Source organism: Candidatus Omnitrophota bacterium (assembly GCA_028715415.1).
Lineage (GTDB): Bacteria > Omnitrophota > Gorgyraeia > Gygaellales > Profunditerraquicolaceae > JAQURX01.
On sequence record JAQURX010000003.1, the window covers coordinates 47,662 to 63,893 of the forward strand.

Below are 16,232 nucleotides of genomic sequence, written 5' to 3' on the forward strand. Positions count from 1 at the left end.
GACAAAAGAAGGGCAAGCGGAAGGAAAAGCCCGGCTTGAGGACAAAAAGGGAGAAATAGAAGGAGAGAAGATTAGTTATAACTTCGAGAATAAAACCGGGATAATACTTGATGCGGCTTTTAGGGCTAATCCTTATTTTGGTAAGTCTGAGAGCCGCAAGTTTCGTTCCAGGATCAGAAAATACAGAAACTTCAGGATGAAGCCGGTTCCTTGCAAAGCGAATTGGAAATTGTTAAGGCTAATTATGAAAATGCTCAAAAAGAGGCTGAAAATGCAAAAGCCCAAACTGCTAAATTGCAGGAAGAGATTTCCCGGAGGCAGGAGTGGGTAACCAAGTCCGAGGAAATGCTTAATAAGGCCAAAGAAGAAGCCCTTGATTTAAAAAATAAATTTATCTCAAAAGAAAAAGAATCCCACGATGAATTTGCGAAAAACGTAACTTTAGGAAAAGAATTAAGAGAGGGCGCGGAAAGAATAAAAATACTTGAGGCTGAAATTAAGGATAAATCGGATTTGATAGAGGCACAAAAGCATCAGATTGAAAGGTTAGAAAAAGAGATTAAAGAGCAGTTAGGCTTAGTCGCTGAATTTAAGAAAAAAGAAAAAATTAGTGAATGGATCCCGAAAACAGAGTTTAATAAATTAAATGATGAATTTGCAGAATTAGAGAAGGAATCTGAGCATAAAGATGAAAGGATAAGGGTTCTTTCCGAAGAGATCGTGCATTTAAAAAATCAGATAGAAAAGAGAGAACCCGTTTTTTCCGGGGAAGAAAAGAATATTGAAAAAACCCAGCCTTTAAATGAAGAGGCCCAAGAAAAAACAGATGAAAAAAGAGTAGAGGAAAAACTTTTTGAACAAACACCCTCGGATGTTGAGAAAAATATCCCTCCCGGACCAGCTCAAGAAGAAAAACCGCAAGAAGTTGAAGAACCTATTAAAGAACCGGATATCCCCGTAGAAGATGTTGTTGAAGAGATGGTTAAGGAAGACGTAGTGTCTTCCCCTGAGCCTCAAGAAGCAATTCCGGAAAAAACAGTTCCCGAGGAAACAGCCTCCAAGGAAACAATTTCTGAAGAAGTGGTGATTCCCGAAGCAGCAGCCCCCGTTGAAAAAGAAAAGAAAGAAAGCGGCCTGCCTGTGCCAAAATTTGATTTGAATAAGACAAGAAATATAGGGATTATGGCGCATATAGATGCCGGGAAAACCACTCTTTCTGAAAGGATTCTTTTTTATACTGGGAAATCTTATAAGATAGGCGAAGTGCACGAAGGTAAAGCTCAGATGGACTGGATGAAACAAGAGCAGGAAAGAGGCATTACTATCACTGCAGCTGCAACAACTTGTTTTTGGAAAGATCATAGGATTAATCTGATTGATACTCCCGGGCACGTTGATTTTACTGTTGAGGTTGAGCGTTCTTTAAGAGTTTTAGATGGGGCAGTTGCTGTTTTCTGTGCGGTAGGCGGCGTTGAACCGCAGTCAGAAACCGTCTGGCATCAGTCTGATAAATACGGTGTCCCAAAGATAGCTTTTATTAATAAGATGGACCGTACCGGAGCTGATTTTTACGGAGTTTTAAACGGTATTGAAAAAGACCTAGGAGCAAATGTTGTGCCATTAGATATCCCTATTGGCAGTGAAGATAAATTCCGCGGGGTTGTGGATTTAATGGAGATGAAGGCATATCTTTATCAGGATGAAACCCAAGGCAAAGAATACCGCGTAGAAGACATCCCGGAAGAGCTAAAAGAGGATGCGAAAAAATACCGGCACATGCTGGTTGAAAGAATTTCTGCTTTTGACGAGAGTTTAACTAAAAAATATCTTGAGGCTCCAGAGTCAATTACTCAGGAAGAATTAGTTGCAACTTTAAGGAAAGGGACGATTGCTAATAAGCTTGTCCCCTTGCTCTGCGGAGCTGCTTTTAAGAATAAAGGAGTACAGAAATTACTAGACGCTGTTACGCTATACCTTCCTTCTCCTTTGGATTTACCTCCTGTTAATGGGCATAATGTTGATAACCCCGATGAGGCTATTGCGCGGGCCGCTGATTACAAAGAACCATTAAGCGCTTTGGCATTTAAAATCCAATCTGATCCGCATATGGGCAAGTTAGTTTATATCAGAGTTTATTCCGGTGTATTGGAAACCGGAACGTATGTTCTTAATTCAACTAAAAACAAAAAAGAAAGAATCGGCAGGATTGTCCGTATGCATGCTAATCAACGGGAAAATGTTGAAAATGCTTTTGCCGGTGATATTGTAGCTGTCATTGGTTTAAGTAATACGATTACAGGGGATACTCTTTGCGACCCGGAGCATCCTGTATTATTGGAAGCGATAGAATTTCCTACTCCCGTAGTTTCTCTAAGTATTGTCCCTAAAAGCAGGGGAGATCAGGATAAACTTGGCAAAGGTTTGGCAAAGTTAACAGAGGAAGATCCTACATTTTTAGTGCAGACCGACGAAGAAACCAAAGAAACAATTCTTACCGGTATGGGGGAATTGCATCTTGAGATTATCGTTGATAGATTGAAAGTGGAATTTGGAGTTGAGGCAATTGTCGGCCAGCCAAAGGTCGCTTACCGCGAGACGATCCTAAAGAAAGCATCCGGTGAAGGAAAATATATCAAGCAATCAGGCGGACGCGGGCAATATGGACATGTTGTAATGGATCTTATTCCTGCTACTCCGGGAGAAGGCTTTGAGTTTATTAATAGTATTAAGGGAGGGGCAATACCGCGTTCGTTTATTCCGGCAGTAGAAAAGGGGATAATCGAAGCAATGCAGCAAGGGGTTTATGCGGGTTTTCCTGTTGTAGACGTGAAGGTGGATCTTACCGATGGTTCTTTTCACGAAGTTGATTCTTCGGAACTTTCATTTAGAATGGCGGCTATTTTAGGTTTTAAGGAGATTTTTATGCAGGCAGAGCCTGTTTTGCTCGAGCCATCTATGAAGCTTGTAGTTACGAGCCCCGAAGAATATGTTAATAGTATTGTCGGGAATATATGTTCCCGAAGGGGGAAAATTCTTGGGATTGATCAAAAAGGAAATCAAAAGATAGTTTCAGCAGAAGCCCCTCTTTCTGAAATGTTCGGATATGCTACAATGTTTCGGTCTTTAAGCTCCGGACGGGCAAATGCAACTATGGAATTTGATAAATACGTGCAGGTCCCTACGGAAATAGCCAAGAAAATAATTGAAGAAAAGAAAGCGCAAAAAGAAAAAGAGCGGTAATGATAAGGAGAAAGAATATGAAGAAAATGCTCGTAATATTGTTAGCAGTATTTTTTATTAACTGTATTAACCAAGGAGTGTTTGCAATGGAAGAAAAGACTGTTGTGTTGGAAACAAATCAGGGGAATATTGAAATTAAACTTATGCCGGAGATTGCCCCTAAGACTTGTGAGAATTTTATTAAGTTGGTAGAAAAAGGGTATTACAACGGTATAATATTTCATAGGGTTATCAAGGGTTTTATGATTCAAGGGGGAGACCCTACGGGTACAGGCATGGGAGGAGAATCAATTTGGGGGAAACCGTTTGAAGATGAAGTTACTCCTGTTGCTAAATTTGATAAGGAAGGCTTACTCGCTATGGCAAATGCCGGCCCAGGCACAAATGGAAGCCAGTTCTTTATTACGGTTGCAAAAACTCCATGGCTTAACATGAAGCATACGATTTTTGGAGAAGTTGTTTCCGGGTATGATGTGGTGCAGAAGATAGAAAATACACAGGTAGGTTCTGGCGATAAACCAGTTGCCGAGCAAAAAATCATAAAAGCATATTTAAAGCCCGCCTCTAAATGAAGTTTTGCGGTTTCTAAAGCATATAAACAAAAATGGCCCCCGCTTAAAAGGGCCATTTTAGGAGGAGATAATCCTCTAATGTGCTTTCGCTATCGCGAACCTCCTTTTGGTTAAGCAAAATGAGTAATTAAAATATGCCACATCTTGAATGCGTTTCAAGGTGAAATTATAGTTTTTTTGAAAGCGGTTTCATTATGAAGAACATTGACTACAAAAGTGAATTAAATACAGCACAACTTAAAGCGGTTGAATCAATTGATGGAGCGCATTTAGTTATTGCCGGTGCCGGAAGCGGAAAAACCCGGGTGTTGGTTTATCGTGTTGCTTCTTTGGTCCAAAAAGGAGTAAAGCCGGAAGAAATACTTCTGCTTACTTTTACCCGTCGAGCAGCAGAAGAAATGTTAAGGCGTGCTTCTCTTCTTCTTGATGAGCGTTGTTCAAGAGTTTCCGGAGGCACATTCCATTCTTTTGCAAATATGATTTTGCGTAAATACGCGCAGGCAGTTGGTATTTCAAATAATTTTACTATTCTTGACCAGGCTGATGCAGAAGATGCAATTAGCCTGATTCGTACTCAGCTCGGGTTTCATAAAGCAGAAAAAAGATTTCCCCGGAAGCATGCGATATTGGAAGTCATTTCAAAGAGTATTAATAAATCCCTTGATTTAAAAGACGTTCTTTTTGATGAATATCCTCAGTTCATGGAATGGGAAGGTGATATAAAGAAGATTCGTGAAGAATATGTAAAATATAAAAGCCAAAAATCACTCCTTGATTATGATGACCTTCTGGTTTTCTTAAAGAATCTTTTAGTTACTCATGAAGAGATTCGCTCAAGCTTATCCCGAAAATATAAATATATTATGGTTGATGAATATCAGGATACGAATAAGCTTCAGGCTCACATTGCCTGCCTTTTAGCCTCGGAACATAATAATATTATGGTTGTAGGAGACGATGCCCAGAGTATTTATTCTTTCAGGGGGGCAAATTATAGGAATATTATTGATTTCCCGAAAATTTTTAAGGGCGCAAAGATTATTACTCTCGAGGAGAACTATCGTTCTACTCAACCTATCCTTGATATGACCAATGCTGTGATTAAAGAAGCGCGTGAGGGTTTTGAAAAGACTCTTTATACCAAGAAGAAATCAGAAGCGCTTCCAGTTTTTATTGACGCGCAGGATGAACACGCACAATCCAAATATGTAGCGGATAAAATACTTGAGCTTAGGGAAGAGGGTGTTGAATTAAGGGATATTGCAGTTTTATTCCGTTCCGGATGGCACTCAAATGATTTGGAAATTGAGCTTTCCAGCCGCAACATCCCTTTTGTAAAATATGGAGGGCAAAAATTTGTCGAGGCAGCGCACATAAAAGACATAATGTCTTATTTGCGCATTGCCTATAATATGTTTGATGAAGTAAGTTGGCACAGGATGTTATTGCTCATCCCGGGAATAGGCCCAAAAACAGCACAGACAATTATTAATGAGATTGTTACCCAGAAAAAAGGGCTTGCTGTTGATGAAAAAGCTTATCGCAAGATTGAAGATGTAAGGAAAGTTTTAGAGATTCTAAAAAATGTTGATTCTACGAGGCTTACTCCGTCGGAACTAATCAAGGCTTTTCTGGAATATTACCAGCCATTATTAAAAGTAAAATATGATGATTTCCATAAGCGCATTAATGACCTTGATTCCCTTGAACATATTGCCTCCCGTTATACTTCCTTAGAAAAGTTTTTGACAGATATGGCCTTGGAGCCTCCGGAGAGAAGCATTGTGGAATCTGGGTTTAATGATAAGGATGACTCAAGATTGACACTTTCTACGATTCACTCCGCAAAAGGTTTAGAGTGGCATAGTGTTTTTCTTATTTATGTAGCAGAAGGACACATGCCTTCTTATTTGTCTTTAGAAAATGCAGATGATATTGAAGAAGAGCGTAGGCTTTTTTATGTTGCTTCAACCCGGGCAAAAGAAAACCTCTTTTTGCTAAAGCCGCATATTGACCGTTCGCCGAGAAGTTTTATGAATGAAGGGGGCTTGGTTTTTACACAGGTATCGCGTTTCCTGGAGCAGGGGAATATTTTGGATAAGTTTGTGGAAACCGAAAATGGCGGAGAATTTGACAGGATTGTAGAAGAAACAGATTTTGATGATATTGTTGAACCTCGACATCCGCGCGACAAAGAGTTTTTTGACAGAATGAATGATTATTTTGGCGAGAATGAATGAAATGAATCTGTCGTTTTTCTCGCTCAGGTCGATTTTTTAACGGCAAAGGTCTCTCGTATTTTGGCGGCTGCTGAACTCCACCCTCCGCCTCTGCTTCGGGTGTCGAACAGCATCGCCGTCCCGATATTGTCCCGCCCTGTCGGTCGGGACATCGGGATTCCCAAAATACTCGAGCATGCTTTGCCTAAAATCGACATTCGCTCGAAAATCCGACAGATTCATTTATAATAGTAATGATTCTAGCGGATGGTTTGGCTTTTGTTTTATCGGGGCCTCCGAGGATGCCGAGCGGGCACGGTTCGCCCGCTAAATACACGTAGCGAGAGCGAGGCACCGCAGGGGAGCGAAATTTTGCCTCGCAGGGGCAAAATAAGCGTCCCCGAGAAAACAAAAGACAAGGCAGACGCGAAAGTTAACTACCTTTTTCCTTGAGAATGCTTGTAAACTGTGCTAAAATAGGAAAAGTTGGAGTTTTATCAGAAGCTTAACTTAATATTCTTATTCAAGTTAGGTTAATTTAGAGGGAATAAATGATTGTCACACAGCTTAAGCCGTCACAGGAGATACTAGACAGCTTAAAAGGCTTTAACAAGATTTTCTTAGTCGGTTGCGGCGAATGTGCCACTACTTGTAAGACCGGCGGAGAAGTTGAGCTTGCTAAGCTCAAGGTTGAGTTAGAAAAAGAAGGGAAAACAGTTGTTGGGATGTGTGTCCCAAGCGCTCCTTGCGTAGCCGCAAAGCTTAAAATAGAGCTTGCTAAGAATATGGCGCAAGTACGCCAGGCAGAAGCAGTGCTGGTACTTGCTTGTGGTTTGGGAGTTCAGTCCGTAAAAGACAATGACCGGTTGCAGCTCACAGTTCTCCCTGCACTAAATACAATCTTTGGCGCAGTGTTGGATGCCAAGGGGAATTTTTATGAAAAATGTTCCTTGTGTGCAGATTGTGTCTTAGGTGAAACTGGCGGTATTTGTCCAATTACCCTCTGTGCAAAGGGTTTGTTAAATGGCCCCTGCGGAGGGATGAATAAAGGTAAGTGCGAAGTAGATAAAGAGAAAGATTGCGCATGGGTTTTGATTTATAAAGAAATGGAAAAAAAGAACAAGCTTGATGTTTTAAAGAAAGTTCGTCAGCCAAAAGATTTTAAGAAGTCAAATAAGCCGCATAAGTTGATTTTAAATCAGGAGTAAAATGGGAGAAACTTATTCCGATAAAGTAATGGATCATTTCATGAACCCCAGAAATGTTGGGGAAATTACGGATGCCAGTGGGGTTGGTACCGTCGGAAATCCCGTGTGCGGGGATGTAATGAAAATGTTTTTAAAGATTGAAAATGAAGTAATTACAGATGCAAAATTTAAAACTTTTGGTTGTGGTGCTGCGGTTGCAACAAGTTCTATGGTTACAGAGATGGTTAAAGGAAAAACTATTAATGAAGCGCTTGCAATTTCAAATAAGGCAGTTGCAGAAGCATTAGGAGGATTACCTGCAATAAAAATGCATTGTTCTGTTTTGGCAGAACAAGCCTTAAGGTCGGCTTTGGCGGATTATTATAAGAAACAGGGTAAGCCTGTTCCTTTTGATGAAAAAATGCATGCGCACGATGAACATCATGGTCATGAACAAGAGTAAAGAATCGAAAAAAGCAGGAATTTTGAGCCCTTTAGTTGAGTTGACAAAAGCTCAGATACGTAGTAAAATTCTTATTAAGTTAAAAAAACAGAAGGAGGAAGACCGTAACCGAAAAAGTAAAAAGATAAAACAAAGACTTTTTAGGACACAGGTTTTTACTAAGGCAAATAATATAATGTTTTATATTGCATTTCGTGGCGAGGTTGATACGGAAGAGATGATTAGAGAGTCAAGAAAATTAGGTAAGATAATAGCAGTTCCAGTATGTCAAAAAGATAGAGAAACTTTGAGGCCATGTATTTTAGATAATGACGCGCGGTTAAAAAGGGGCCCATATGGCGTCCGCGAACCAGCTTTGGAGAGTTTTATTAGAATGGACGAGTTAGACCTTGTGATTGTCCCCGGCTTAGCCTTTGACAAAAAAGGCAATCGATTGGGCCGCGGGATGGGGTTTTACGACCGTTTCTTAAGTAAACTACCCAAGCGCACAAAAACCCTTGGCCTTGCTTTTGACTTTCAAATCTTACCATCCGTACCCACCAGAGCGCACGATGTGCGTATTAACAAAGTTTTGTTTGCTTAATCAATAATAAAAGAGTTAACCAAAGAGTAATTGCGTTTGCGCTAAATTTTCGGTGTTAATTATAATTTTGCCGATATTTGTTTAGTGCGTTGCTTTTGGAAAGAGGAGGAAGGAATAGTCATGTTAAACATAGCTATATTCGTGGGAATTGCATTAATTGCCTGCTGTGCAGGATATTTTATGAGGAAATATTTTGCAGAAAAGAAAGTTCAAAGCGCCGAATTGCAGGCACAGCAGATTATTGAACAGGCGAAAAAAGAAGCGCAGGATAAGCGTAGAGAAATTGACTTGGAAGGCAAAGACCTTCTTTTTAGATTAAGGCAGGATTTTGAGCGCGAGACAAAAGACAGAAGACTGGAAATTTCCAATATGGAAAGAAGGCTTGCGCAAAAAGAGGAAAATATTGACCGAAGGCTTGATCTATTAGAGAAGAAGGAAAAAGAAATCGATTTAAGGCAGGAAAATCTTAAGAAACAGGAAGAGGCATTAAAGGCTAAAGATAGCCAGTTGCATTTATTGATTGCGGAAGAGAAAGAAAGATTGCAGAAGATTTCTTCTTTGTCTGCCGAAGAGGCAAAGCAAATTCTCTTGAGCCGCTTGAATGAAGAATTAAATGTGGAAAAAGCAGTGCTTATTAAAAGAGAAGAAGAAGAAATGAAGCAGACTGTTGATAAAAAAGCCAGAGAAATTATCAGCCTTGCGATTCAAAGATGCTCAGCGGAGCATACCGTAGAGTCTACTGTAAGCGTTGTTAATCTACCTAATGATGAGATGAAGGGAAGGGTTATCGGAAGAGAAGGCAGGAATATACGCGCATTAGAAATGGCAACTGGGGTTGATGTAATTATTGATGATACTCCCGAAGCAGTAACCCTCTCAGGTTTTGATACTGTGCGCCGTGAAATTGCGCGGCTCAGCCTTGAGAAATTAATTTCTGACGGCAGAATCCATCCGGGCAGGATTGAAGAAATTGTTGAAAAGACAAAAAAAGAAATGGAAGAAAAGATCCGCGAGGAAGGCGAAAAAGTGGCTTTTGAGGCGGGGATAAATGGATTGCATCCGGAAATTATTAAGTTATTGGGCCGTTTGAAATACCGCACCAGCTTTGGCCAGAATGCTTTGCAGCATTCCAAAGAAGTATCTTTTCTATTAGGGGCAATGGCATCGGAGCTGGGTTTGGATTTTAAACTTGGAAGGCGTATAGGGCTCTTGCATGACATAGGTAAGGCAGTTGATCATCAGGTTGAAGGTACGCATGCGAAATTGGGAGCTGATTTAGCAAGAAAATATAATGAGTCTCCTGAAGTTGTATCCGCAATTGAAGCGCATCACGAAGAGGCTGCTCCAACGAGCTTATACGCAGTCCTTGCGATTGCAGCGGACGCAATCAGCGCAGCTCGTCCCGGTGCACGCAGAGAAACATTGGAAACTTATATTAAGCGCCTTGAGAAATTAGAGTCTATCGCAAATCTTTTTAAGGGTGTAGAGAAATCATTTGCTATCCAGGCAGGCCGTGAGATAAGGATTATTGTGCAGCCTGATAAGATTTCCGATAGCGATGCTATTAATCTTTCCCGCGATATCCGTAAGAAAATTGAAGAGGGTATGGAATATCCGGGCCAGATTAAAGTAACGGTAATTAGGGAAACAAGAGCAATTGAGTATGCAAAATAAGTCGCAAGTTGCAAGATTCAAGTTTCAGGTAAAATCTTTTTCTTGAAACCTGAAACCTGCAACTTGAAACCTAGGAATATATGAAGATTTTATTTATCGGTGATGTGGTTGGAAGGCCGGGCAGAGACGCTATAAACAAGCTTTTGCCTAAACTTAAAAAAGAGCATAATTTAAGTTTCGTAATTGCCAATGCGGAAAATGCTGCCGGAGGATCCGGCATTACGCAAAAAACAGCCGCGGAATTATTTGGCGCGGGAGTAGATGTGCTTACTTCCGGAGATCATATCTGGAAAAAAAGCGAGATTTTGGAATTTATTAAGGAAGAAGAGAGAATTTTGCGCCCAGCAAATTTTCCAGCTGGAGCTCCTGGCAGAGGATTTAGCATATTTAAAGCAGCCAATGGAATTAAAGTCGGAGTAATTAATGTTAACGGAAGAGTTTTTATGGAGGCATTGGAGTGCCCTTTTCGAACTGCGCTGGCAGCACAAGAAACAATAAGCAAAGAAACAAAAATTATTATTGTAGATATCCACGCGGAAGCAACTTCTGAAAAAGTAGCTTTGGGATGGTTCTTAGATGGAAAGGTTTCCGCTATATTAGGAACGCACACGCATATACAAACAGCCGATGAAAAAATTCTGCCTCAGGGCAGCGCTTATATTACAGATGCAGGGATGACTGGGCCATATAATTCAGTGATTGGTAGGAAGGTCGAGAATGTTTTGGATAAATTCCTTAGCGCAATCCCTGTTAAGTTTGAAGTTGCCGAGGAGAATGTGCAATTACACGGTGTTGTTTTGGATATAGATGAATCAAGCGGCAAGGCAAGGTCGATATTGCGCCTGCAGGAGAAAGTTTCTTAAATGGCCGAGAATAGATTTAAATATTTTGTATTAATGCAGATTTTTGCAGTTTTTCTGTTTGGCTCCGTGTTTGTTTCTTCTGCCCAGCAGGATGATAGTATTGAGGTTGCTTTGGATGTTAATTCAAGCCCCGTAACCTCGCTTCCAAAAATATTTAAACCGGGCATTGATATAAGCGGAAGAGGTTTTCATCGTGAGCCGACATGGCCTCAAGGCTTAGCAGCAAAAGAGGTTTTAGATAAATGGCAAAAGGAGATTGGTTTTGAAGGGGTTTACCGTTTGCCTTATAGCCTTTGGGAGATAAGCCAGCTTTCTAAAAATGCGGAACTGCAGAATAAACTTATAGCAACCTATGATGAAGTGATAAAAAGGATATCGGATTCCGGCGGGACCGTGATAGTTAATGTTTTTGGTATGCCAGCCGGCTTAGGTAAAATCTTAGACAGGAGAAGCCCGCCCCAAGACTTCAGAGAATTCAAAAAATTTGTAAAGAAAACAATCAGTGAATTAAGTTGTAATAAAAAATATAATGTTTGGTATGAGGTTTGGAACGCTCCGGATTTGGATGATTTTTTTCTTGGCCGCAAGCAGGATTACCTGTATTTATACCGTTCTATAGCGGAAGCGGTGAAAGAATTAGAGCGTCAGAATAAAATACATATCCCTGTCGGAGGTCCAAGCATAAGCGGGTGGTTCCAGAATATTAACGGGAATAATGTTTTGACCCCGGAGAAAAGCTTAGTTTACGAGCTCATTAAATACTGCTATCGTTACCATCTTCCCTTAGATTTCATCAGCTGGCATGTTTATTCAACAGCTACTTCTCCGGAAAAAGACGAAACAATTTACAAGAAAACGATTATTAGTTTAACAAGGGATTGGCTGAGCTATTTTAAATTTAAAAAAGAGACACCGTTAATTATAGATGAATGGAATTATGATAAAAGCATCAATGTCCTTCCGGAAAGGAAAGAGAAGTCCTTTGTTGCTGCCAGCTATATTCCAAGCCGGATAAAAGGCATGTATGAGTCTGGGATTGATTATCAGGCGTATTATTGTTTAGAGGATTTCCAGCATAATAAAGAAGGCATAACCCGGAATGTAGGGGTGTTTTCTTTTGACCCGGAATATGTAGAATATAAAGGAACTCCTAAGGCAACCTACAATGTTTTTAGGATGCTTTCAAAACTTGGCAAAGAAATGTTTTTGCTTAAAACTCAGGATGATTTTGCAGGTGTAATTGTGACTAAATCTCCGGAAGAAATCGCAATATTAGCCTATAATTATAGCGATCAGGATTTAGTTACGAATTACCTGTCAAAAAATATTGCCTATCTGGCAGGTTCGGAAAGAAGGTTTTTATTGGATATCATTAAAACTGGTGATGTAGATAAGATTATGTCGGGAGATATCGAAATTTCTAAATTACGTATGACGAAAAGGGTGAAGAACTTTTTAAGGAAAGCACAGGAATTAAATTCCAGAGAGAAGAAGTTTGAAACTACCCCGCGAAATATTAAATTGCAGATAAAAGGGTTAAAGGGAAATTATCTCTATGAAAAATACGTGGTAGATTCATCCTGCGCGCAGAATTGTAAGTTTGCTCCGCAGGAAGATAAAGAATTGCCTATGCTGCAGTCTTTTCAGGAGACATTAGTTTTAAAGCCATATTCGGTCCAGCTAATTTTATTGAAGAATAAGCCGCCAGATCCAGAGCCGGAGGTCAAAGAAGCAGTAAAAGAACCGGTAAAAGAGAGTATTCCCGAAGCAAAGGAAGTATCTGCGGTTAAGCAGAAACAATAAAAATCTTTATGCCGAAAACCACACAAGGCCAATCTTTAGAAACTGGTATCCGTCTTGAATCCAAGCACGTTTATACCGTTTCTCAAATTACAGAAGATATAAAGGTTATATTAGAAAATACATTTGGTGATGTTTGGGTAGAGGGGGAAATCTCTAATTTTAAAGCAGCTTCTTCCGGGCACTTTTATTTTTCTTTAAAAGATTCCAAAGCGGTATTGCTGGCCGCGATGTTTTCTCGTGCAAACCGGGAAATTAAATTTAAGATTGAAGATGGCCTAAAAGTAATTTGTTTTGGAAAAGTAGATGTTTATCCTCCTCGCGGGCAATATCAGCTTATTGTAGAAAGAATTGAACCAAAAGGCATAGGCGCTCAGCAGTTAGCCTTTGAACAGCTAAAAGAAAGGCTTTTAAAAGAGGGATTGTTTGCTCCGGAGCATAAAAAACCCCTTCCTCTTATGCCATTTCGCGTCGGGATTGTTACATCCGGGGCAGGAGCTGCGGTAAGAGATATCTTACAGATTCTTAAGAAGGGCGCTCTTTGTGTTGATGTGGTTATTCGTTCCGTCCGCGTACAAGGAGAAGCTGCTGCAGGAGAAATTGCCCGGGCAGTAGAAGATTTTAATAGTTTTGATAAAATTGATACTATAATTGTAAGCCGCGGCGGAGGAAGCATTGAAGACCTCTGGGCGTTTAATGAAGAAATAGTGGCAAGGGCGGTTTATAATTCAAAGATTCCTGTAATTTCAGCGGTAGGCCATCAGATTAATACCACGCTTTGCGATTTGGTCTCTGATATGTTTGTGGAAACCCCATCAGCTGCAGCAAAAATCATCGTTGATAAAAAGAATGCACTTTTATCTGATTTAGATGGTATGCGGCATGAGTTGAAGTTCTCTATTTCCGAGGCGATCAATGAATTAAGGCATAATTTGATTGCTCTTGAGCACATGTTAAAAAGCCCTCAAGACAGGCTTTTAGAAAAACAACAGACAGTAGATGATTTAAACGAAAGATTGAATTTAAGTATCCACCAGTATTTAAAAAATATTAATGAAAGAGTGATGGCTCTTGCAGGAAGATTAGATGCGCTTAGCCCTTTGTCGGTATTAGCACGTGGGTATAGCTTAAGTTCACTTTTAACCGACGGGTCAATTATTAAAGATGCCGGAAATTTAAAACCAGGGGATTTAATAAAAACTTTTTTGGGTAAAGGTGCGTTTGTTAGCAGGGTTCAGGAGGTAATGAAGGATGAAAGAAAAACAGACATTTGAAGAAGATTTAAAGAAACTGCAAAAAATTGTTGAAGAGTTATCAAGCGGGAAACTGACTTTGGGCGAGTCTATGAAAAAATATGAAGAAGGGGTCAAGCTTGCGCAAAGTTGCTCTCAGGTGTTAAATGATGCTGAGCGCAAAGTTGATTTATTGATGAAAAAAGAAGGGAAATTTTCTTTGGAAAAGTTTGAAGAAACAGAGGAAGGGAAAGAGTAGCAATGTTATTGGAAAATATTAATTCCCCTCAGGACCTTAAGAAATTGACGAGTGGGCAGCTTGCTATCTTAGGCAGTGAAATAAGAGATAAGATTGTAAGTACTGTTTCTCAAAATGGCGGGCATCTTGCTTCAAGCCTTGGTGCTGTGGAGTTAATAATTGCTTTGCATTATTGCTTGGATTGCCCTAAAGATAAAATAGTTTTTGATGTTGGCCATCAAGCATACGCTCATAAGTTGTTGACAGGCAGGAATGCTCAATTCTCGAGCCTGCGCCAATTTGGCGGAATAAGCGGTTTTCCTTCCAAGGATGAATCTATTTATGATGCTTTCACAGTGGGGCATTCTTCCAATGCCGTATCTTTAGCCCTTGGGCTTGCCTGTGCAAGAGAAACTTTGCCTAAGGAAGCCTATTTTAAAGTGGCAGCGGTAATCGGAGACGGTTCGTTAAGCGGAGGGCTTTGTTTTGAAGGTTTGAATAACGCAGGCCACCTTAAGAAAGACCTCCTCGTTGTATTAAATACTAATGAATTAAGTATTGCGCCTAATGTTGGAGCGCTAAGTACATATTTAAATAAAATTATTTCTTTGCCTATATATAATCGTTTTAAGGCTTCTCTTGAAAAATTCACAACTTCGCGTATTCCCAAGGGAAGCCGTATTATTAAGCTTGCAAATAAGTTTGAAGAAGGGCTAAAAGGCTTATTCATTCCAGGAATGTTTTTTGAAGAGTTGGGTTTTAAATACTTTGGCCCGTTTGACGGGCACAATTTAGAGCTTTTAATCCGCAGCCTTAAAAATATTAGCACAATAAAAGGGCCGATTCTATTCCATGTTATTACAAAAAAAGGTAAAGGTTATCTTCCCGCGGAAAAAGAACCGGTTAGATTCCATGGGACAGGCTCTTTTAATATTAATACCGGAGAATCATCAAAGATAGCATCAACTAGTTATACAGATATTTTTAGCAAGAAGCTCGTGGAATTAGCGCAAACTGATAAAAAGATTATCGCTATAACTGCGGCAATGCCAGAAGGCACGGGCCTTGATAAATTTAGGAATGCATATCCCGATAGATTTTTTGACGTAGGGATTGCTGAATCTCATGCAGTCTGTTTTGCAGCCGGACTTGCAAAAGAAGGGTTTAAGCCTATTATCGGCGTCTATTCTACTTTTCTACAGAGAGCTTTTGATCAGATTATTGAAGATGTGGCTTTGCAGGAATTACCTGTTGTTTTCGCAATTGACCGTGCAGGGATCTCTGGAGAAGATGGAGTAACACATCAGGGGATATTTGACATCTCCTTTCTAAATTTAGTTCCGAACATAGTAATAATGGCTCCTAAAGATTTCATTGAGCTGGAATACATGCTTGAGTTTGCGTTTAAATTAGGTAAACCTGTAGCAATTAGATATCCGAAAGGAATCGGTGTAACTTTTGCAAATAATATGCGGCAGATAGAATTGGGGAAGGCGGAAATTTTAAAGAAGGGCGATGACTTCATGGTTATCGCGTATGGGAGCATGGTTTCTTTAGCGCAGGAAGCCTTAGAGAATTTATTTAAAGAAGGCAAAGCAGGAACGTTAGTGAATGCCCGTTTTGCCAAGCCGCTGGATAAGGAATTATTTATAACCCTTGCAACAAAGTTTAAGCATATTTTTACTATTGAAGAAGGCGTTTTAAATGGTGGTTTTGGTTCTTCTGTGGCTGAAGTGATAAATAGGCAGGTAGTTAAAATTGGCTTACCCGGAGCTTTTATAACTCATGGAAAAAGAGAGTTATTGTTGGATAAATACGGGTTAAGTGTAGAAGCGATAGTTAATAAAATCAGGACGGTTGTAGGATAAGGAAAATAAATTGGCAAAGATTATTATAAATAAAAATAAATGCAAGGGTTGCCTTTTGTGCATTAGTGTCTGTCCAAAAGGATTGATTGTCAGGGGGGAGGAATTAAACACTTTAGGTGTAAAACCGGCTAAATTTAAAGATGAACAAGTTTGCCTTGGGTGCATGATGTGTGCTGTAATTTGCCCGGAGTGTTGTATAGAGGTCTATAAATAGAAGTTGCAAGTTTCAGGTTGCAAGTTTCAAGTAAAAGATTGCATCTGAAACTTGAATCTTGTAACTTGAAACCAAGAAA

Annotated in this window: 14 protein-coding genes; all 14 read left to right on the top strand. The window is 39.9% G+C overall.

Annotated elements, in window-relative coordinates; all coding sequences use genetic code 11:
• The coding region (locus tag PHO70_01405; GenBank protein MDD5431629.1) for a hypothetical protein at positions 1–331 on the top strand (331 nt) is incomplete at its 5' end.
• Between the two features lie 809 nt (positions 332–1,140).
• Positions 1,141–3,240, top strand: coding sequence for an elongation factor G (gene fusA, locus PHO70_01410; GenBank protein ID MDD5431630.1), 2,100 nt, complete (start codon positions 1,141–1,143; stop codon positions 3,238–3,240).
• Between the two features lie 17 nt (positions 3,241–3,257).
• Positions 3,258–3,812, top strand: a complete 555-nt coding sequence (locus tag PHO70_01415) for a peptidylprolyl isomerase (protein ID MDD5431631.1) — start codon at positions 3,258–3,260, stop codon at positions 3,810–3,812.
• Positions 3,813–4,006: 194 nt separating this feature from the next.
• Positions 4,007–6,052, top strand: coding sequence for an ATP-dependent helicase (locus PHO70_01420; protein MDD5431632.1), 2,046 nt, complete (start codon positions 4,007–4,009; stop codon positions 6,050–6,052).
• A gap of 530 nt (positions 6,053–6,582) precedes the next feature.
• The gene (locus PHO70_01425) at positions 6,583–7,239 is read left to right on the top strand and encodes a methylenetetrahydrofolate reductase C-terminal domain-containing protein (GenBank protein MDD5431633.1); all 657 of its coding nucleotides are present in this window, start codon (positions 6,583–6,585) and stop codon (positions 7,237–7,239) included.
• 1 nt (position 7,240) lies between these two features.
• A complete protein-coding gene (nifU, locus tag PHO70_01430) occupies positions 7,241–7,681 on the top strand; it encodes a Fe-S cluster assembly scaffold protein NifU (GenBank protein MDD5431634.1) in 441 nt (146 codons plus the stop codon).
• Entirely contained in the window at positions 7,668–8,264 is a 597-nt protein-coding gene (locus PHO70_01435) for a 5-formyltetrahydrofolate cyclo-ligase (GenBank protein MDD5431635.1), read from the top strand. Before nifU ends, PHO70_01435 begins: the two co-directional genes overlap by 14 nt.
• 120 nt (positions 8,265–8,384) lie before the next feature.
• The gene (rny, locus tag PHO70_01440; protein ID MDD5431636.1) at positions 8,385–9,938 is read left to right on the top strand and encodes a ribonuclease Y; all 1,554 of its coding nucleotides are present in this window, start codon (positions 8,385–8,387) and stop codon (positions 9,936–9,938) included.
• Positions 9,939–10,018: 80 nt separating this feature from the next.
• Complete coding sequence (locus PHO70_01445; GenBank protein MDD5431637.1) at positions 10,019–10,801, top strand: TIGR00282 family metallophosphoesterase; 783 nt, start codon at positions 10,019–10,021, stop codon at positions 10,799–10,801.
• Positions 10,802–12,604: a cellulase family glycosylhydrolase gene (locus PHO70_01450; protein ID MDD5431638.1), complete on the top strand. Its 1,803-nt coding sequence runs from the start codon at positions 10,802–10,804 to the stop codon at positions 12,602–12,604.
• Between the two features lie 8 nt (positions 12,605–12,612).
• Complete coding sequence (gene xseA, locus PHO70_01455) at positions 12,613–13,875, top strand: exodeoxyribonuclease VII large subunit (protein MDD5431639.1); 1,263 nt, start codon at positions 12,613–12,615, stop codon at positions 13,873–13,875.
• On the top strand, positions 13,853–14,092 hold the full coding sequence (locus tag PHO70_01460) for an exodeoxyribonuclease VII small subunit (GenBank protein MDD5431640.1): 240 nt from the start codon (positions 13,853–13,855) through the stop codon (positions 14,090–14,092). The genes xseA and PHO70_01460 overlap by 23 nt, the downstream gene beginning before the upstream one ends.
• A gap of 2 nt (positions 14,093–14,094) precedes the next feature.
• The gene (gene dxs, locus PHO70_01465) at positions 14,095–15,939 is read left to right on the top strand and encodes a 1-deoxy-D-xylulose-5-phosphate synthase (protein MDD5431641.1); all 1,845 of its coding nucleotides are present in this window, start codon (positions 14,095–14,097) and stop codon (positions 15,937–15,939) included.
• A gap of 10 nt (positions 15,940–15,949) precedes the next feature.
• On the top strand, positions 15,950–16,153 hold the full coding sequence (locus PHO70_01470) for a 4Fe-4S binding protein (GenBank protein ID MDD5431642.1): 204 nt from the start codon (positions 15,950–15,952) through the stop codon (positions 16,151–16,153).
• Positions 16,154–16,232 lie beyond the last annotated feature (79 nt).